Origin of the sequence: Burkholderia sp. WAC0059, from assembly GCF_002870125.1 — a bacterium.
GTDB lineage: Bacteria > Pseudomonadota > Gammaproteobacteria > Burkholderiales > Burkholderiaceae > Paraburkholderia.
In genome coordinates, this window is the sequence record NZ_PNEO01000019.1 from 79,485 (window position 1) to 94,452 (window position 14,968).

Here is a 14,968-nt window from a genome sequence, read left to right on the forward strand (position 1 = left end):
CAAGGCGTAGCGGTCATACCGGCGCGCATCGTCCGCCACCCGCACCCCACCCGCACCCGATTGCCACGCCTTGCGCACGCCGGCGCGCATCGCGACGCCGGCGTCGCCAACCCTAACACAGCCCAGGCCTTGCCGCAGGGTTCGCCGCCGGCGGCGAACCGGACCGCCGCTCGCCCGGCCCGCCTGTTTGAATTCGAATCGCCTATTCGAGCGCGAGCCGGAAGCCGACGATGCCGGGGTCGTCGGTCGGCGTCAGCGTGAAGCCGCACGTGCGCGCGAGATGGATCATCGCCGCGTTTTCGCGCAGCGCCTCGCCGAGCAGCCAGTGCGTGCCGCGCGAACGCGCATAGGCGATGATCCGCGCCATCAGCAGGCGCCCCAGGCCGCGCCCCTTCTCCGTCGACAGTACCGTCACGGCGAACTCGGCGGTCTCGTTGTCGGGGTCCGCCATGGCCCGCACCACGCCGAGCGTGCGCGGCGTGCCGTCCGCGTCGTCCACCGTCGCGACGAGCGCCATCTCGCGGTCGTAGTCGATCTGCGTCATGCGCGCGAGCTGCGAGTGGTCAAGGCTGCGCACCGCCGAGAAGAACCGCAGCCGCAGATCGTCCGGCGTCAGCGACTCGACGAACCGGCGATGCTGGTCCTCGTCCTCGGGCCGGATCGGCCGCACGGTCAGGCGCTGTCCGTGCCAGTCCAGCGTCTCCTCGAGCCGGGCCGGGTACGGCACGATCGCGAGCCGGCTGCGCGTCGCGGCCAGCGCGAGACGCGGCACCACGATCACGGTCCGCCGCGGCAGCACGCGCAGCACGAGCGTCATGCCGACGATCTCGCGCACTTCGCACACCGCCTGGGACAGGCCGGTCAGCGCGGCGAGCAGCGGCGCCGGCGCGATGCCCCGCATGTGGGGCGAGCGTTCGACGAACTCGCGCGCGAGCACCGGGCTCAGCGGCGGCAGGCCGTAGACGCGCAACGGCGGCGACACGCCGTCGACGGACGGCACGACGAAACGGAAGACGGGACCGAAGTTGTCGTCGTCGCGCAACTCGACGGACACGTCGACGACCGGCGGCTCGTCGGCCTGGTCGGCCTGTTTCTCTTCGTCCGCTTCGAGCCCGGGCGTCCGCAAGCCGAACGCGCCGAGCAGTTGCGCGGCGGCCTCGCCCGTCAGCGTCGTCTCGCCGGCCGCGAGCGAAGCGCGCGCAAGCGCCTGCGCCACCCCGATCGCCTCGCGGTTGCGCGCCGGGCCGCCTTCGGGCGTCTGCATCAGCAGCTCGCGGCCGAGCCGGTAATCGACGAGCCGCGTGAACGCGCGCGCGAGCCGCCACGGCGTCGTGTGCACGGGGATGCCGTGGGCATGGAGCGCGTCGCGCGTTGCCGTGTCGACGCTGCCGAAGAAGCAGGCGAGCAGCCCGCGATACGCGACGCGCTGCTGCCCGATCAGCACGCGCGCCACCTCGGCGGCCGGCGCGCTGTGGGTCGGCGCGTGGACGACGAACGCCGTGCCCGTCGAACGATGCGGCGCGAGCGTGCGCAGCGCGAGGCCGAAATGCTCGGGCCGCGCGTCGTCGCCGAGCAGCAGCGGGTTGCCCGGCTGCGCGCGCGGCAAGGCCGCCGCGATCGCGGCGACGGCCTCGTCGCTCCAGCGCGCCAGCGTGTCGCCGGCCGCGTCGAACGCATCGCTCGCGAGCGTCGCCACGCCGCGGTCGCTCGTGATCAGCGTCGCGGTGTCGCTCGCCGCGACGCGCCCCACGCCGAGCGTTTCGATTTCGTCGAGCAGATCGTCGAGCGTGTCGACGCGCACGAGGCCCGCGCGCCGGAACGCCGCCGTGTAGAGCGCATCGCCGGCCTCGCCGCGCCCGCTGCGCAACGCGAGCACGGGCTTGTTGCGGGCCGCGGCGCGCGCGGCCGACATGAACTTGCGCGCGGCGCGCACCGTGTCGAGTTCGAGCAGGATCGCGCGGGTGGATGGATCGCTCGCCAGATAGTCGAGCACGTCGCCCGCGTCCACGTCGGCTTCGTCGCCGAGCGCGACCGCGTGCGAAAAGCCGAGGCCGCGCGCGCCGGCCCAGCAGAGCACGGCGTTGGTCAGCGCGTTCGACTGCGAGACCCACGCGACGCCGCCCGGCTGCGCGATGCAGGCCGGCGCGCCCAGTTGCGCGCGCAGCGCCGGCGTCAGCACGCCGAGGCTGCCGGGGCCGACGATCCGCAGCAGATGCGGGCGGGCGGCCTCGAGCGCGCGGCGCAGATCGGCGCGGTCGCCGTCGGTGCGCGCCTCGCCGACGAGAATCGCCGCGCGCGTGCCCATGCCGCCGAGCCGGTGCACGAGCGCGGGCCAACTCGCGGGCCGCGTGCAGAGGACGGCCGTCGTCGGCGCCTCGGGCAGATCGCCGGCGTCGGCCAGCACCGCGTGGCCGCCGAAGCCGTCGCGCGCGTGCTTCGGGTTCACGGCCCAGAGCCGGCCGTCGAAACCGCCCTCCGTCAGGCGCCGCCAGACCATGTCGCCGAGGCTGCCCGGCCTCGGCGATGCGCCGATCACGGCGACCGACTTCGGCCGGAATACGGCATCGAGATTGCGTACCGTCACGGCATCCCCCCACCTCGTCGCGAATCGTCAGGAACCCGATCAGGATAGGCGATGCGCGGAGCGGGGGCGGGTTTTCCTGCCGCGGCCTTGCCTGTCGTGCCACGGCGGAGCGTCGCGGATCGGGGCGCGGGAGAAAAGAGGACGGGAGACGCGGAAAGGAAAGCAAGCAAGACACCGTGCCCGCGCGTTCCGCGCGCGGGCACGGCCGGCACTCACATCGCCTTGCGGAACGGCGCGCCCGAATGTTCGCGCAGCTCGTTGAACACGATCTTCGGCCAGGCCTTCTGCGCCACCTCGATCTCGGAGATATGCGAGGCGAGATAGGTCGGCGCATCCGAGGCGTCGAGCGCCATGCGGCCCGTATACGCATCGGTGAAGCGGCGCAGTTCCGCCGCGTCGTCGCACGTCACCCAGCGCGACATGCGGTAGCGCGCGGGCATGATCCGCACGTCGACCTTGTACTCGGCGGAAAGCCGGTGCGCGACCACCTCGAACTGAAGCTGGCCCACCGCCCCGAGAATCGTCGCGCCGCCCACGAGCGGCCGGAACACCTGGATCGCGCCCTCCTCGCCGAGCTGCCTGAGCGCCTCGCCGAGCTGCTTCGCGCGCATCGGATCGACGACCTCGATGGTCTGGAAAATCTCGGGCGCGAAGAACGGCAGGCCGACGAACTGCAGGTCCTCGCCTTCGGTCAGCGTGTCGCCGAGACCCAGCGTGCCGTGGTTCGGAATCCCGATGATGTCGCCGGGATACGCCTCGGCCACCGTCTCGCGCCGCTGCGAGAGAAAGCTCACCACGTTGTTGGCGCGGAACGTCTTGCCGGTGCGCGTCACCTTGAGCGCCATGCCGCGCTCGAAGCGCCCCGAGCAGACGCGGATGAACGCGACGCGGTCGCGGTGCGCGAGGTCCATGTTCGCCTGCACCTTGAACACGACGCCCGTGAACTTCGGCTCGTCGGGCTCGACCGGGCGCTGCACGGTCAGGCGCGCGGACGGCGGCGGCGCGAGCTCGACGAGCGCGTCGAGAATCTCCTTCACGCCGAAGTTGTTGATCGCCGAGCCGAACAGCACCGGCGACTGTTCGCCGGCCAGAAACGCATCGTGATCGAAAGCCGGCGTCGCGCCGGTAATCAGCTCGACTTCGTCTTTCGTGCGCTTCCAGTCGTAACCGAAACGGCGCTCGCCCTCTTCGTCGCTGATGCCCTGCAGCGTCTCGACCGCACCGCCGAGCGTCTGCTCGCCCGCGCGGAAGACGCGCACCTGGTCGCGCTGGATGTCGTAGACGCCCCGGAACGCCTTGCCCATTCCGATGGGCCAGGTGAACGGCACGGCGGCGACGCCCAGATGCTGCTCGATCTCGTCGAGCAGTTCGAGCGGCTCGCGCACCTCGCGGTCGAGCTTGTTGATGAACGTGAGGATCGGCGTCTTGCGGCTGCGGCAGACTTCGAGCAGCTTGAGCGTCTGCGCCTCGACGCCGTTCGCGCCGTCGATCACCATCACCGCCGCATCGACGGCCGTCAGCACGCGATACGTGTCTTCCGAGAAGTCCTCGTGGCCCGGCGTGTCGAGCAGGTTGATGACGGCGTCGCCGTACTCGAACTGCATCACCGAGCTGGCGACCGAAATGCCGCGCTGCTTCTCGATCTCCATCCAGTCGGAGGTCGCGAAGCGGCCGCTCTTCTTGCCCTTCACGGTGCCGGCGATCTGGATCGCGCCCGAGAACAGCAGCAGCTTTTCGGTGAGCGTGGTTTTGCCCGCGTCCGGGTGGGAAATGACCGCGAACGTGCGGCGGCGTTTGAGCTCTGACACTGACATCTACGGGTTATCGGATGAATTCGGACGGCCGCGCAAGACGCCCCGCCTCGCGCGGGGCGGCGTAGCGCCGGGAAAAGCCGGGAGTGCCGGAAATGCCCGGATCGGGCACGGGCGCGAACGACGCAAAGACGGCCGGGCCGACCGGCCCGGCATGGCGCCGGGACGAATGATACACGGCATTGACGCGGCATCGCCCGATGCCGGGACGGTGAGCTTTTGCGGGAGACCCGCGCGGGGAGCCGGAATGAAGAAACGGGACGAAGAGGCGGGCCCGGCGGAAAGTCGCGGGCCGTACCGGCCGCCGGGCCGCCTACCCGCCAGCCGATACGCGTCGGCACGCGCCATCCCGTTCGGGGCGAGCCCTTTCGGGAACGCCGCGGGCCGTCCGGAAAACGGCGCCCGTTACTTGATCAGGAAACGCTCGCGGTTCTTGCCCGCGAGCCACGCCGGCGCGCGACCGCGCCCGCTCCAGGTTTCGCCGGTCTTCGGGTTCTGGTATTTCGGCGGTAGCGGACGCTTGCGGGCAACCCCGTTACGGCGGCTGGTAAAGCCCAGCTCTTCCGCCGTAATGTCGTACTCGGCAATTTTTGCCCTGATTTCGGCAATGGCCTCGGCCACTTCCTTGTCGCGCGCCGCAGCGACTTCCTTGTGCAGCTTTTCCAATTGAGCGGTCAGTTGCTTGTAGCTTGCCATGCGTGGGGATCTCCATCCAGTCGGTGCGTAATCATAATCCGACCTCCCCCGTGCGAAAAAGTGCCTTATAACGACACACAACAACACAACGCCACGCGCTGCCCGATTCGAGCCGGCTATTCGATCCGTTTCGTGCGCGCCTCGAGCGCCTGCAGCGCCTCGTTGAGCCGCTTCACGCGCTGCGCCTGCGACGGCACGAGTTCCGCCGTCAGCACGGAGTCCACACGACTGCGCCAGTAAGCGAGCGGGATCCGGTCCTCTCCCGAAATACGTGTAATGACGTGTTCCAGATGCTCAATATCCTTTTCGAGCTGACGGTGATTCATTCGCGCCCCCGGTATTGCCGACTGATGCTCGAGGCGCATTAATGGCAATCCTCGATGCGTTTTTGCTCACCCGTCGGCTAAAAAATTCTACTGATTAGCCGCTATACCAGTCTGTAGCCAAACGGCGGTATTCTTTTGCAAATGACTGGCATGCCTGCCGGCCGACAATAAAGTCCGCGAGGCAGGTCATCGGTTGGCCGCCGCACTGAAACACGACGATATGTCGGTAGCGCTGGCGTAATGGCGGGTAAACCGGAGCAAGGTTAGCGGCCAATAACCGGCCTGTATATTCCTCATTTGTGGAACGCGGGCGCCGCCTGCCCGTGCGGGCAGGCTCCAAGCCATGGGGATGGAGTGAAAACGAACGAGGCCCAATATGACCGTCTGTTACACCTTATTTACGACACCCTCACCGATGGACACGAGTGGCGGACCTTTTATGCCGAACTCGCGGGACTAATTGATGCGTCGGCCATTCACATACTGGCTTTCGACCGGCAGCACGAAATTTTCTCTTTCAGCGACGGATTCAACATTTCGCCGGAAAGCGAGCACGAATATATTCACCGGCGCCATCGCGACGATCCGCGGCTGGCGTTGTTTTGGGCGTATCCGGTATCGAAGTGGTTCCACTGCGGAGAATATTTCGACGAGGCATTCGTCCGTGAAAATCGGTTTTTTCAGGAATACGCGATTCCGCTGGGCCGCCGTTATGTTTCGGCGTGCAAGCTGATCGGCAACGACGCGGTCACGGTCATCTTCGCCTGCCTGCGCCGCGCCGAGCAGGGGCCGTTCGATGCCGACGCGCTCGCGCTCCTCGAGCGGCTCACGCCGCACCTCGCCCGCGCCGCGCAACTACAGGTCTCGCGCTACGTGTTCTCCACCGATACGCTGGTCAGCCATGCCTTCATGAACCGCTGGCGCCAGCCGGTCATGCTCGTCACGACGAACGGCGAAGTGCTGCGCAGCAACGAGGCCGCGCGGCGACTGCTCGGCGCCACGACGCTCGTGCACCTCGACGGACGTTTTGTCGCACTGGCTGGGCCGCATCACGAACGCTTCATCGACGACATCGGCCAGAGCGAAATCCGGCTGCGCGGCGGCGAGGCCGGCGCGCTCGACGAGGCCACGCGCTTTCGCGTCATGCGCATCGTCGAGCCCGCCGGCAACGGCGCGACGGCGCCGGAGGACGTGCTCTACGCGTTCTACAACCTCATGGCGCCGGCCGACGGCGCGAGCGCGCGCGGCCTGCGCGCCATCGCGATGCTGGTCCTCTACCACCCGCGCTCGGCGCCGCCCGTGGACGAGCGCCTGCTCGCCACCGCCTTCGACCTGACGCCGGCCGAATGCCGGATCGCGCATCTGCTCGTCGAGGGCCTCACGCAAAAGGAAATCGCCGCGCGGGTCGGCGTGCAGCACGACACGGTGCGCAAGCAGCTTCAGTCGATCTTCCAGAAGACGTCGACCCATCGACAACCCGAGCTGCTGCGCCTGCTGCTGCATCTGCCGGGCAAGCGCGTGCCGGACCGGCCGGATCGGGACGACCCGGAAGAGGGATGAAGATCAATGTGCGCGGCAGGCGAACACGAGCGTGCGCGTCGTGTTCTGGACCGACTGGCCGATGGTGTCGTACCCGTCGGCGCCGCAACGCGCCTGCGCCTGCTGCGCGCAAGAGTCGCCGTCCCCGCCGGCCGGGCATTGCACCTGGGTGGTCTGACGGCCGTCCGAAAGGAACAGCGGCGGGCTGCCGCCGCATGCCGCCAGCGCGGCGAGCATCGCGCACGCCCCGACCTTGAGCGCGGCGCGGCGAAAGCGGATCGACAACGAACGAATACGAGTCATGGCATACCCCGTTGGGCATTGTTGTTCTTCGACGCTGCGATTGTGCCACGCCCGACGGCGCTTGCGCGGGTCGTCCCGCCCCTCACGGTGCGGCCGTCTCGACCCGGCGCCCGCTGGCGGCGTCGAAGAAATGCAGGCGCGAAACGGGTATCGACAGCTCGAGCACGGTCCCGGTTTCCGGCCGCTGATCGTGCGGCAGACGCACCGCAACGCTCTGCCGGCCCCAGCTCCCGTAGGCGAGATTGTCGGCGCCGAGCATCTCGCAGAAGTCGACCGTGAGCGGCACGTGCGCGCCGGCCGCGCCGAATCCGCCGTCCCGCGCGCTGGCGTGCTCGGGCCTCACGCCGAGCACGTATTCGCGCTGCGGCGCCAGCGTCGTACCCAACTCGCGCACGCCCTCGAGCGGGACGCGCGGCCCGTCCTCGATCTCGAACGCATGGCCGCCCGCCGAAACGCGCCCGCGCAGCAGGTTCATCGCGGGTGCGCCCATGAAGCTCGCGACGAACGTGCTCGCCGGCCGCTCGTAGATCCCGGCCGGCGAACCGACCTGCTCGATGCGCCCCTCGTTGAGCACGACGACGCGTTGCGCGAGCGTCATCGCCTCGATCTGGTCGTGCGTCACGTAGAGGCTCGTCGTGCGAAGCCGCGCGTGCAGCCGGCGCAGCTCGACGCGCATCTGGGCGCGCAGCTTCGCGTCGAGATTCGAGAGCGGCTCGTCGAACAGGAAGAGCGCGGGCTCGCGCACCATCGCCCGCCCCATCGCGACGCGTTGCCGCTGCCCGCCCGAAAGCTCGCGCGGCCGGCGCGCGAGCAGCGGCCCGAGCTCCAGCATCGCCGCCACCGCCTGCACGCGCTCGCGGATCGCCGCGGCCGGCACGCCGCGAATCTTCAGCCCGTAGGCGATGTTCTGCTCGACGCTCATGTGCGGATAGAGCGCGTAGTTCTGGAACACCATCGCCACGTCGCGCGCCTTCGGCTCGAGCGCGTTGACGACGCGCGAGCCGATGGCGATCTCGCCCGTCGTGACGGCTTCGAGGCCGGCCACGAGTCGCAGCAGCGTCGACTTGCCGCAGCCCGACGGTCCCACGAGCACGACGAACTCGCCGTCGTTCACGGAAAGATCGATGTCGCGCAGCACGGGCTGCCTGCCGTCGTAGGTCTTGCTGAGTCCGCTGATGGTGAGTGTCGCCACAGTCTGTCCCGTTCCTTGAATAGCGCGCGCCGCGCGCTCATTTTTCCGCGTCGATGAGCCCCCGGACGAACCAGCGCTGCATCGCGAGGATCACCGCGAGCGGCGGCAGCATGGCGAGCAGCGTCGCGCCCATGACGAGCTGCCACGGCGTGGCCGCGTCGCCGTCGGCGATCATGCTGCGGATGCCGACCACGGCCGTCGTCATCTGCGGGGCGCTCGTCGCGAGGATCGGCCACAGATACTGGTTCCAGCCGTAGATGAAGGTAATGACGAAGAGCGCCGCGAGGTTCGTCCTCGACAGCGGCAACACCACGTCGAAGAAGAAGCGCAGCGCGCCCGCACCGTCGATGCGCGCGGCCTCGACCAGCTCCTGCGGCAGCGTCAGGAAGAACTGGCGAAACAGGAACGTCGCCGTCGCGGAAGCGATCAGCGGCAGCGTGAGGCCCGCGTAGGTATTCGTCAGATGCATCGACGCGACGACCGAAACCGTCGGGAAAATGCGCACCTCGACGGGCAGCATCAGCGTCGCGAAGATCAGCCAGAACGAGAGCTGGCGCAGCGGAAAGCGGAAGAAGACGATCGCGTAGGCCGAAAAAATCGACACGGCGATCTTGCCCGCCGCGATGACGAGCGCCATGACGAGGCTGTTGAGCAGCATGCGCGCGAACGGCTCGCCGCTGCCGTTCACGCCCGTGTGCAGGACGGTCGCGAGGTTGGCGAGCAGATGCGTGCCCGGCACGAGCGGCATCGGCACGGCGAAGACCTCGCGCGTGCCCAGCGTCGCCGCGCAGAACGCGACGTAGACCGGAAACACGGTCAGCGCGACGCCAACCACGAGCGTCGCGTGGCAGGCTGCGTCGAGCCATTTGCGATGTTCGATCATGCGTATTGCACCCGCCGGTCGATGAAGCGGAACTGGACGATAGAGAGGCCGATCACGATCAGCATCAGCACGACCGACTGCGCGCCCGAGCTGCCGAGGTCGAAGCCGCGAAAGCCCTCGTCGAAGATCCGGTAGACGAGCGTGCGCGTCGCCTGCCCCGGCCCGCCGCGCGTCGCGGCGTCGATGACGGGGAACGTGTCGAAGAGCGCGTAGAGCAGGTTCACGACCAGTAGAAAGAAACTGGTCGGCGAAATGAGCGGCCACGCGATGTCGAAGAAGCGCCGCACGGGCCCGGCGCCGTCGATCGCCGCCGCCTCGACGAGCGAGCGCGGAATGGCCTGCAGGCCCGCGTAGAAGAACAGGAAGTTGTAGCTCACCTGCTTCCAGACCGAGGCGAGCACGACGAGCGTCATCGCCTGCCCCGGATTCAGCGCGTGATTCCAGACCACGCCGAAGCGGCCGAGCGCATACGTGATCAGGCCGACGCCGGGGTTGAACAGGAAGCCCCAGAGCACGGCCGCGATGGACGGCGCGACGGCGTACGGCCAGATCAGCAGCGTCTGGTAGATACGCACACCGCGCGCGACGTGATGGGCCGCCGCGGCCAGGGCCAGCGCCGCGACGAGGCCGATGACGGTCACAAGCGACGAGAACAGGAGCGTCGTGCCGAACGAGGCCAGATAGAGCGGATCGCCGAATAGCTGCGAGAAATTGGCGAAGCCGACGAACACGGTCGAGGTGCCGAACGCGTCCTGCATCTGCATGGACTGCCAGAGCGCGTCGCCGGCCGGCCAGACGAAGAAGACCAGCGTGACGACCAGTTGCGGCGCAAGCAGCAGGTAGGGCAGCGGGCTCGCGGCAAAACGCGGACTGCGGCGGGAACGGTCGGACATGGCGAACCTGCGCTTAACCGTGAACGTGAAAAAGGCGGGCCGCCTCGCCGGCGGATTGCGCCGGGCCGGGCCGTCTACTCTTTCTGCTGCTGCTCGAAGCGGCGCAGCAGCACGTTGCCGCGCGCGACGGCCGAATCGAGCGCGGCCTGCGGCGTCTTGCGGCCGGCCCACACCTCTTCGAGCTCTTCGTCCACGATGGTGCGGATCTGCGGCATGTAGCCGAGACGCAGCCCCTGGGTGAACGGCAGCGGCGGCTTGTTGAGCATCTGGCGGGTCGCCGTGTCGGCGCCCGGATGCGTGCCGTAGTAGCCCTGCTGGCGCGCGAGCGCGTAGGCGGCCTTCGTCACCGGCAGATAGCCGGTCTCCTCGTGCCATCTGGCCGCGACGGCCGGGCTCGCCAGATACGCGAAGAACTCCGCCACGCCCTTGTAGACGTCCGGGTTCTGGCCCGCGAGCACCCACAGGCTCGCCCCGCCGATGATCGCGTTCTGCGGCGCGCCGGGCACGGAGGGGTCGTAGGGCATCATGCCCGTGCCGAAGTCGAACTTCGCCGCCTGGCGGATCGTGGCGAGCGCGCCCGACGAGTTCATGGAGATGCCGCAATCGCCGCTGTAGAACTTCGCGTTCGCCTCGTCCTCGCGGCCCACGTAGGTGAACGTGCCCTGCTTCGCCATGTCGGCCAGGAACTGGATGTGGCGGACCTGCAGCGGCCGGTTGAATTCGAGCACGGCGTCGGTGCCGTCGAAGCCGTTGTTCTCCGACGCGAACGGCGCCGCATGCCAGGCGCTGTAGTTTTCGAGCTGAATCCAGCCCTGCCAGCCGGTCGTGAAGCCGCACGCCATGCCGCTCGCCCTGAGCTTCGCCGCGTCGGCGGCGACCTCGTCCCACGTGCGCGGAGGCTGGTTCGGGTCGAGCCCCGCCTTGCGGAACGCGTCCTTGTTGTAATAGAGGATCGGCGTCGAGCTGTTGAACGGCATCGAGACGAGCCGCCCCGTCCTCGATTCGCTGTAGTAGCTCGCGACGGCGGGCACGAAGGCGTTGCGGTCGAGCGGGATGCCCGCGTCCTGGAACACCTTCCAGACCGGCACGACGGCCTTTTTCGCGCCGATCATCGTGGCGGTGCCGACCTCGTAGACCTGCAGGATGGCCGGCGCGTCGCCGCTGCGCCAGGCCGCGATGCCGGCCGCGAGCGTCTGGTCGTAGCTGCCCTTGTAGACCGGGACGATCCGGTAGTCCTTCTGCGACGCGTTGAAGTCGTCGACGATCTCGTCGAGGTGCACGCCGAGCTGCGCCTCCATCGCGTGCCAGAACTGGATTTCGGTGACGGCCTGCGCCGTCTGGGCCGCGCCCAGCGTCAGCAGGACGGCCACGCCGGCCTTGAGAATCCGCGTCAGTTTCAACATGAGGTGTCCACAGGATGGGGGTCAGGCCTCAGTGCCCGTTCGTCCGGCAGGGCGCCGCCCGGTCACGCGATTTGAGGGCGCACTATAGGGGACGTATATGTCATGAAAGTGAAACAGACTGCGCGCCACCCGACCGCGACGGCCGGACGACCGGCGCGTCGCACCGCGCCGCCCCCGTCGATCGCCCGCGAACCCACGCCCCACGAAAGCCGGCCAGCCGAAAACGGCTTTCGTGCTAGGCTTTCGGGTTTCGTTCCGTTGATCCGTCCCGCTCCGGCGGGCAGCCGGAGGCGCCGCGCGCACCGGTTTTTCGTTCTTCGCTCACTGTCATGTCCGATATCTCCGCCCCGCTGCGACGCGCCCCGCGACGCTTCGACATCAATCCGAAACCGCTCGGTTTCTCCCTCGTCCTGATCGCGCTCGGCGCAGTCTGGCTCGCCGAAACCGTCAGCGGCCGCCAGGCGGCGCTCTACGTCGTCGGCGCGCTGCTCGGCCTGTCGCTCTATCACGCCGCGTTCGGCTTCACGTCCGCCTGGCGCGTCTTCATCGCGGACGGGCGCGGCACCGGCCTGCGCGCGCAGATGGTCATGCTGGCCGTCGGCGTCGTGCTGTTCTTCCCCGCGCTCGGCGCCGGCACGCTGTTCGGCCAGCCGGTGACGGGCCTCGTCGCACCCGCGGGCACCTCGGTCCTCGTCGGCGCGTTCATGTTCGGCATCGGCATGCAGTTGGGCGGCGGCTGCGCGTCCGGCACGCTCTACACGGTGGGCGGCGGCAGCACGCGGATGATCGTCACGCTGCTCGCGTTCGTCGTCGGCTCGGTGATCGGCACGGCGCACATGCCGTTCTGGACGGCGCTGCCCTCGCTCAAGCCGATCTCGCTCGTCAAGACGCTCGGCGTGGGCCCGGCCATCGCGCTCAATCTCGTGGTGTTCGCCGCGATTGCCGCGCTGACGGTGGTCATCGAGCGGCGCCGCCACGGCCGGCTCGTCGGCACCGCGCCGCGCGCGCCGCATGCCTCGCCCTGGCTGCACGGCCCGTGGCCGCTCATGGTCGGCGCGGTGGCGCTCGCGCTGCTCAACTTCGCGACGCTCGCGCTCTCGGGCCGCCCCTGGGGCATCACGGCGGCGTTCGCGCTCTGGGGCGCAAAGGGGTTCGCGGCGCTCGGCATCAATGTCGGCGGCTGGCCCTACTGGGCCAGCGGCGCGAACGCCGCCGCCCTCGCCGCGCCGGCGAGCCACGACGTCACGACGGTCATGGACGTGGGCATCGTGCTCGGCGCGATGGCCGCCGCCGCACTGGCCGGCCGCTTCGCGCCGGTCTGGCGGATGCCGCTGCGCTCGTTCGTGGCCGCCGTGGTCGGCGGGCTGCTGCTCGGCTATGGCGCGCGCCTCGCCTACGGCTGCAACATCGGCGCGTACTTCAGCGGCATCGTTTCGGGCAGCCTGCACGGCTGGCTCTGGCTCGTCGCCGCGTTCTTCGGCAACGTCGTCGGCACGAAGCTGCGGCCCGCGTTCGGACTGGAAGTGGAGCGAACCGGGCAAAGCGGCTGCTGACGCAAGCCGCCCGGGCGGCGCCGGCGTTACTGCGCGGTGCCCGCCTTCGTCAGCGCGAAAAGCGTGGAGCGCAGCGCCTTCGCGTGATCGCGCTGCAGGTATTGCTCGAACGCCTGCTGGGCGTCGACCCACAACGCGTAGGCTTTCTCGAAGCGCCGCCGGCCGCTCGCCGAGAGACGGAACGTCAACGCGCGCGCATCGTGCGGCGCCGCCGACGCCAGCACGAGCGCATCGCGCTGCAACGGCTTGAGCGCGCGCACGACAGTCGTGCGGTCCATCACGAGGTCGTCTGCCAGCTCGAGCACCGTGACGCCCGGCGTGCGGCTCAGGCGGGAAAGGATCGCGAACTGCGCGGCCGTCAGGTCCGCCTGCGAAAGGTAGCCCTCGTAGAGCTGGGTGACGAAACGCGACGCCTGCCGCAAGGCAAAGCAGTTGCAGTCTTCGCGCATTACCCGTTTCGTCATGTCCGCCAACCCGTGGTGATGGAACGTTTTCCTCGCGGCGCCCAGGCGCCCCCCGGCGCCCATCATACTTTCTCGAGCGCGAGCGCGATACCCTGGCCGCCGCCGATGCACAGCGTCACCACGCCCCGCCGGATGCCGTCGCGCTGCATCGACCACGCAAGCCGCGTGGTCAGAATCGCGCCCGTCGCGCCGATCGGATGCCCGTGCGCGATGGCCCCGCCCTCGACGTTGACGATGTCCGCCGGCAACCCCAGCGCCTGCATCACCGCGAGCGGCACGGCCGCGAAAGCCTCGTTGATCTCGACGCGCTCCACGTCGGCGAGCGACCAGCCGGCGCGCCGCAACGCGAGACGCACGGCCGGCACCGGGCCGAGGCCGAACATGCCCGGCTCCACGGCCGCCACGCCGTAGCCCGCGAGCCGCAGCATCGGCTCGATGCCGCGCGCCTCGGCAAAGCCGCGTTCGGCCACGAGCATGGCCGACGCGCCGCTGTTCAGGCCCGGCGCGTTGCCCGCCGTGATCGTGCCGTCGGGACGGAACGCCGGGCGCAGCTTCGCCAGCACGTCGACCGTCGTGTCTGGCCTCGGCGACTCGTCGACCTCGAAGCGCACGGCGCCGCGCCGGCCCGCCACCTCGACGGCGACGATCTCCTCACGAAAACGGCCGGCCGCCTGGGCCGCCGCGAAGCGCTGCTGCGAACGCTCGGCCCAGCGATCCTGATCGGCGCGGGTAAGATGCGCCCCGGTCACGAGGTCTTCGGTGTGCCAGCCCGAGTGTTCGTCCGAGAACGCGTCGACGAGACCGTCGCGCAACATGCTGTCGTGAATCTGCGCGGACCCCATCCGGTATCCCCAGCGCCCGCCGTCGAGCAGATAGGGCGCACGGTCCATGTTCTCCATGCCGCCCGCGAGCGCCACGTCGCTTAAGCCCAGCAGCACTTCCTGCGCCGCGCTCGCGATGGCCTGCACGCCCGAACCGCAGACGCGGTTCACGGTGAACGCCGGCACCTCGACCGGCACGCCGCCGTGCACCGCGGCCTGACGCGCCGGATTCATGCGATTGCCTGCCTGAATCACGTTGCCCATGACCACGGCGCCGAGCAGCGCCGGGTCGAGCTTCGCGCGCGCCAGCGTACCGCGCACTGCCGCCGCGCCGAGATCGACCGCGCTCGCCTCGCGCAGCGCGCCGTTGAAACCGCCGATGGCCGTTCGCACCGGATGACACAACACGACTTCGCGCTCGCTCATCATCGCGCTCTCCCGATAGAGTCCGTCATTTTCGCCGCGGGCAAGCCCTGCCGGCCATGGATGAAGCGGCTCCG

At 69.3% G+C, this 14,968-nt stretch carries 13 protein-coding genes; 2 read left to right on the forward strand and 11 right to left on the reverse strand.

Translation table 11 applies throughout. The annotated features are described in order from the left end of the window. Positions 1 to 202: 202 nt before the first annotated feature. From CY652_RS18785 to CY652_RS18800, 4 genes are all read right to left on the reverse strand, one after another. The gene (locus tag CY652_RS18785; protein ID WP_102132228.1) at positions 203 to 2,584 is read right to left on the reverse strand and encodes a bifunctional acetate--CoA ligase family protein/GNAT family N-acetyltransferase; all 2,382 of its coding nucleotides are present in this window, start codon (positions 2,582 to 2,584) and stop codon (positions 203 to 205) included. Between the two features lie 212 nt (positions 2,585 to 2,796). After that, positions 2,797 to 4,398 carry a peptide chain release factor 3 gene (locus CY652_RS18790; RefSeq protein ID WP_102132229.1) on the reverse strand — a complete coding sequence of 534 codons (1,602 nt, stop codon included), beginning with the start codon at positions 4,396 to 4,398 and terminating at the stop codon, positions 2,797 to 2,799. 402 nt (positions 4,399 to 4,800) lie between these two features. After that, positions 4,801 to 5,091 carry an H-NS histone family protein gene (locus CY652_RS18795; protein ID WP_102132230.1) on the reverse strand — a complete coding sequence of 97 codons (291 nt, stop codon included), beginning with the start codon at positions 5,089 to 5,091 and terminating at the stop codon, positions 4,801 to 4,803. Positions 5,092 to 5,207: 116 nt separating this feature from the next. Continuing rightward, positions 5,208 to 5,417, reverse strand: a complete 210-nt coding sequence (locus CY652_RS18800) for a hypothetical protein (RefSeq protein WP_102132231.1) — start codon at positions 5,415 to 5,417, stop codon at positions 5,208 to 5,210. 597 nt (positions 5,418 to 6,014) lie between these two features. On the opposite strand from CY652_RS18800, the gene CY652_RS18805 reads away from it, so the two are divergent. Further along, positions 6,015 to 6,977, forward strand: a complete 963-nt coding sequence (locus tag CY652_RS18805; protein ID WP_146010146.1) for a helix-turn-helix transcriptional regulator — start codon at positions 6,015 to 6,017, stop codon at positions 6,975 to 6,977. Positions 6,978 to 6,980: 3 nt separating this feature from the next. Here the strand turns inward: CY652_RS18805 and CY652_RS18810 are convergent, their stop codons facing one another. From CY652_RS18810 to ugpB, 5 genes are all read right to left on the reverse strand, one after another. Next, positions 6,981 to 7,259: a hypothetical protein gene (locus CY652_RS18810; RefSeq protein WP_102132233.1), complete on the reverse strand. Its 279-nt coding sequence runs from the start codon at positions 7,257 to 7,259 to the stop codon at positions 6,981 to 6,983. 82 nt (positions 7,260 to 7,341) lie between these two features. Next, on the reverse strand, positions 7,342 to 8,451 hold the full coding sequence (locus tag CY652_RS18815; RefSeq protein WP_102132234.1) for a sn-glycerol-3-phosphate import ATP-binding protein UgpC: 1,110 nt from the start codon (positions 8,449 to 8,451) through the stop codon (positions 7,342 to 7,344). A gap of 37 nt (positions 8,452 to 8,488) precedes the next feature. Continuing rightward, a complete protein-coding gene (gene ugpE / locus CY652_RS18820; protein WP_102132235.1) occupies positions 8,489 to 9,334 on the reverse strand; it encodes a sn-glycerol-3-phosphate ABC transporter permease UgpE in 846 nt (281 codons plus the stop codon). Beyond that, the gene (gene ugpA, locus CY652_RS18825; protein WP_102132236.1) at positions 9,331 to 10,227 is read right to left on the reverse strand and encodes a sn-glycerol-3-phosphate ABC transporter permease UgpA; all 897 of its coding nucleotides are present in this window, start codon (positions 10,225 to 10,227) and stop codon (positions 9,331 to 9,333) included. Before ugpA ends, ugpE begins: the two co-directional genes overlap by 4 nt. A 74-nt stretch (positions 10,228 to 10,301) precedes the next feature. Continuing rightward, complete coding sequence (gene ugpB / locus CY652_RS18830) at positions 10,302 to 11,630, reverse strand: sn-glycerol-3-phosphate ABC transporter substrate-binding protein UgpB (protein ID WP_102132237.1); 1,329 nt, start codon at positions 11,628 to 11,630, stop codon at positions 10,302 to 10,304. A 329-nt stretch (positions 11,631 to 11,959) separates the two neighbouring features. Between ugpB and CY652_RS18835 the strand changes: the two genes are divergently transcribed. Further along, the gene (locus tag CY652_RS18835) at positions 11,960 to 13,183 is read left to right on the forward strand and encodes a YeeE/YedE family protein (RefSeq protein ID WP_102132238.1); all 1,224 of its coding nucleotides are present in this window, start codon (positions 11,960 to 11,962) and stop codon (positions 13,181 to 13,183) included. A gap of 26 nt (positions 13,184 to 13,209) precedes the next feature. On the opposite strand, the gene CY652_RS18840 is transcribed toward CY652_RS18835, so the two are convergent. Continuing rightward, on the reverse strand, positions 13,210 to 13,647 hold the full coding sequence (locus CY652_RS18840) for a MarR family winged helix-turn-helix transcriptional regulator (protein WP_102132262.1): 438 nt from the start codon (positions 13,645 to 13,647) through the stop codon (positions 13,210 to 13,212). A gap of 62 nt (positions 13,648 to 13,709) precedes the next feature. Then, the gene (locus CY652_RS18845; protein ID WP_374703676.1) at positions 13,710 to 14,897 is read right to left on the reverse strand and encodes a thiolase family protein; all 1,188 of its coding nucleotides are present in this window, start codon (positions 14,895 to 14,897) and stop codon (positions 13,710 to 13,712) included. Positions 14,898 to 14,968 lie beyond the last annotated feature (71 nt).